The organism is Mesorhizobium sp. M4B.F.Ca.ET.089.01.1.1 (genome assembly GCF_004022605.1).
Lineage (GTDB): Bacteria > Pseudomonadota > Alphaproteobacteria > Rhizobiales > Rhizobiaceae > Mesorhizobium > Mesorhizobium abyssinicae.
The window spans coordinates 1-3456 of record NZ_RZOS01000538.1; the positions used below are offsets into that span (position 1 = coordinate 1).

4 protein-coding genes are annotated in these 3456 nt (G+C 67.9%); all 4 read left to right on the top strand.

Going from position 1 to position 3456, the window contains the following annotated elements:
• Positions 1-1077, top strand: a 1077-nt coding sequence (locus EN780_RS30145) for a leucyl aminopeptidase (RefSeq protein ID WP_128276112.1), incomplete at its 5' end; no start/stop codon positions are given.
• Between the two features lie 19 nt (positions 1078-1096).
• On the top strand, positions 1097-1546 hold the full coding sequence (locus EN780_RS30150; protein ID WP_128276113.1) for a DNA polymerase III subunit chi: 450 nt from the start codon (positions 1097-1099) through the stop codon (positions 1544-1546).
• A gap of 178 nt (positions 1547-1724) precedes the next feature.
• Positions 1725-2711: a 3-oxoacyl-[acyl-carrier-protein] synthase III C-terminal domain-containing protein gene (locus EN780_RS30155; RefSeq protein WP_128276114.1), complete on the top strand. Its 987-nt coding sequence runs from the start codon at positions 1725-1727 to the stop codon at positions 2709-2711.
• Between the two features lie 2 nt (positions 2712-2713).
• Positions 2714-3456 (top strand): NAD(P)-dependent oxidoreductase (locus tag EN780_RS30160; protein ID WP_133372775.1); only part of this gene is annotated, 743 nt, incomplete at its 3' end.

Genomic DNA, 3456 nt, shown 5'->3' on the forward strand with positions numbered 1-3456 from the left:
GACAAGTACAAGACCAAGAAGGACAAGGACGAGCCGAAGAAGCCGGTCAAGGTGACAATCCACTGCGCCGATCCCGCCGCGGCAAAGAAGGCTTTCACCGATGAGGCGGCGGTGATCGATGGCGTGCTTCTGGCGCGGGATCTAGTGAACGAGCCCGCCAACACGCTGGGCCCGGTGGAGTTCGCCGCGCGCGCCAAGGACCTGGAGGCGCTCGGGGTCGAGGTCGAGATTCTGACCGAGAAGGAGATGAAGAAGCTCGGCATGGGCTCGCTGCTCGGCGTCGCGCAGGGCTCGCCGCGCGGCGCCCGCATGGCGGTCATGCACTGGAAGGGCGGCAAGGCCAAGGACGCGCCGGTCGCCTTCGTCGGCAAGGGCGTCACCTTCGACACCGGCGGCAATTCGATGAAGCCGGCCTCAGGCATGGAGGAGATGAAGGGCGACATGGGCGGTGCCGCCGCCGTCACGGGGCTCATCCACGCCCTTGCCGCCCGCAAGGCCAAGGCCAATGTCATCGGCGTCATCGGCCTGGTCGAGAATGCCGTCGACGGCCACGCCCAGCGCCCCGGCGATATCGTCACCTCGATGTCGGGCCAGACCATCGAGGTTCTGAACACCGATGCCGAAGGCCGCCTCGTGCTGGCCGACGCGCTCTGGTACACCAATGACCGCTTCAAGCCGAGATTCATGGTCAATCTGGCGACGCTGACCGGCGCCATCATGGTCGCGCTCGGCCAGCACTATGCCGGCCTGTTCTCCAACAATGACGAGCTGGCGGACCGGCTCTCCGGCGCCGGGCAGGCGACGCAGGAGCGGCTGTGGCGCATGCCGCTGGGCGCCGAATACGACAAGCTGATCGATTCCAAGAACGCCGACATGAAGAACATCGGCGGCCGCTACGGCGGCGCCATCATCGCCGCGCAGTTCCTGCAGCGCTTCGTCAAGGAGACGCCGTGGGCGCATCTCGACATCGCCGGCACGGCGATGGGCTCGCCGCCAAGCGAGATCAACCAGTCCTGGGGCTCGGGCTTCGGCGTGCGGCTGCTCGACCGTCTCGTGCGCGACCACTACGAGGGGTAAGGCCGTTCGAGGCGCGATCATGGCCGAGATCCTATTCTACCACCTGACCGAATCGACGCTCGAGGAGGCGCTGCCCGGCCTGCTCGAGCGCAGCGTCGACCGCGGCTGGCGCGCCGTGGTGCAGACCGGCACCGAGGAGCGGCGCGACGCGCTCGACCAGCATCTGTGGACGTTCCGCGACGATTCCTTCCTGGCGCATGCCACCGACCGTGAAGCCTATCCGGGCGAGCAGCCGATCCTGCTCACCACCGGCGAGGGCAACCCGAATGCCGCGCAGATCCGTTTCCTGGTCGACGGCGCGGCGCCTGCCGACCTCTCGGGCTACGAGCGCGCCGTCTTCCTGTTCGACGGCCATGACGCCGCGCAACTGGAAGGGGCGCGCAGCCATTGGAAAACGATGAAGGAGGCCGGCCACACGGTGACCTACTGGCAGCAGACGCCGGATCGGCGCTGGGAGCGCAAGGCGTAGGTTCCATACTGATGGGCGCCAATCATTAGATAGGAAACGTCGGCGCGGCGCCGACAGACGATTTTTGGGGCGATGCGACCCCGCCCGGATAGCTCTCACCCTTGGGCCACCATCATGGCCATCGCCCCTGATCCGCTTTATGGATTAGATAGACGCGAACTCATTCGGCGGGTTGAGAATGCGTATCAAGATCATCGGAACCGGTGGGGCGGTGCCGGCTCAGTGCGTGACCTCGCGCGCACTGGAGGAACGGCTTGGCCTTACCCAAGGTCGGCTCGAAGCCACCGGTGTCGTCGAGCGCTACGTCTGCGAAGGCGAATCGCAGATCGATCTGGCCTGCGCGGCGGCCAGTCTGGCGCTGACCGATGCCGGGCTGGAAGCCTGTGAGGTCGATCTGATCATCGGCGGCTGCGGCGTGCCGTATCAGCCGCTGCCGGCGACCGCGCCACTGGTCATGCAGCGCCTTGGCCTGCCAGACGGTTCGGCCGCCGCCTTCGACGTCAACAGCACCTGCCTCGGCTTCCTCACCGCCTTCGAGACGGCTTCGCGCCTGATCGAGGCCGGGCAATTCAGCACGGCGCTTGTATTCTCCTCGGAGGTCGCCTCGCGCGCGCTGCCGTGGCGCGACCAGCCGGAGGTCGCCGCTCTCTTCGGCGACGGCGCGGCGGCGGCGATTTTGCGCAAGGCCGGACCCGGCGAGGGCAGGGTGGTGGCCAATCTGATGCGCACCTATCCTTCGGCCTACGAGGTCTGCGGCATCGGATCGGGCGGCACGCGTTTCGACTTCCATCGCCAGCCGGAGGAATTCGCCCGCCACAGCCTGTTCCACATGGAGGGCAAGGAACTGTTCCGCGTCACCTCGCGCCATTTCAGCGGCTTCGTAACCGAGCTTTTGCAGCGCGCCGGCTGGCGGCACGCGGATGTCGACCTCGTCGTGCCGCATCAGGCAAGCCCGTTCGCGCTGGCGCATATGGCGCGCCAGACCGGCTTCGCGCCGGAAAAACTCGTCGACATCTCCGCCCGCTACGGCAACCAGATCGCCGCCTCCATTCCGTTTGCACTGGATGTCGCGCGGCGCGGGGACCGGATCGCGTCGGGCACCAGGCTGCTGTTCCTCGGCACCTCGGCCGGCGTGTCCTTCGGCGGCATGGCGCTGGAGGTTTGACGATGGCCGTGCTCGTCACCGGCGCCAGCGGATTTCTGGGCTCCCATGTGCTGGCAAGGCTGGCCGCGTCCGGCACGCTGGCGCTCGGGCTCGGCCGCGATGCGGCATGTTGTGCGGCGCTGGAGGCCGCCGGCCATCGGATCACCCGCCATGACCTGTCGCGGCCGCTCGAAAGCGCGCTCGATCCGAGACTGGGCAGGGTCGAGCGGATCGTCCATTGCGCGGCCCTCTCCGCGCCCTTCGGGCGCCTGGCGGATTTCGAGGCGGCCAATGTCACGGCGACGCAAAACCTCCTCGATTTCGCGGCCCGGCAAGGTGTGAGCCGCTTCGTCCACATTTCAAGCCCGTCCGTGTGCTTCGCCTTTCGCGACCAACTCGGTCTCACCGAGGACGCCGCCTTGCCCGATCCGGTCAACCATTATGCCCGCACCAAACGCGAGGCTGAGCGGCTGGTGCTGGCGGCGCCCGCCATCCACCCGGTAGTGTTGCGGCCGCGCGGCATCTACGGCGCCGGCGACCGCGCGTTGCTGCCGCGCCTCATCAAGGCGGCGAAGAGCCGCCCGCTGCCCGTCTTCCGCGACGGCCGCGCCCGCATCGATCTCACCCATGTCGATGATGTCGTCGATGCGGTGATGGTGGCGCTTGCCGCGCCGCCGGAGGCGGACGGCGAGGTCTTCAACGTCTCGGGCGGCGAGCCGCTGCCGGTGCGCCGCATCGCCGACGAGGCCTGCGCCCGCGCCGGTAT

What these genes read in the sequence shown, in the direction of transcription:
- EN780_RS30150 (WP_128276113.1), top strand. Translation starts at nt 1,097, where the DNA reads ATGGCCGAGATCCTATTCTACCACCTGACCGAATCGACGCTCGAGGAG.
- EN780_RS30155 (WP_128276114.1), top strand. Translation starts at nt 1,725, where the DNA reads ATGCGTATCAAGATCATCGGAACCGGTGGGGCGGTGCCGGCTCAGTGC.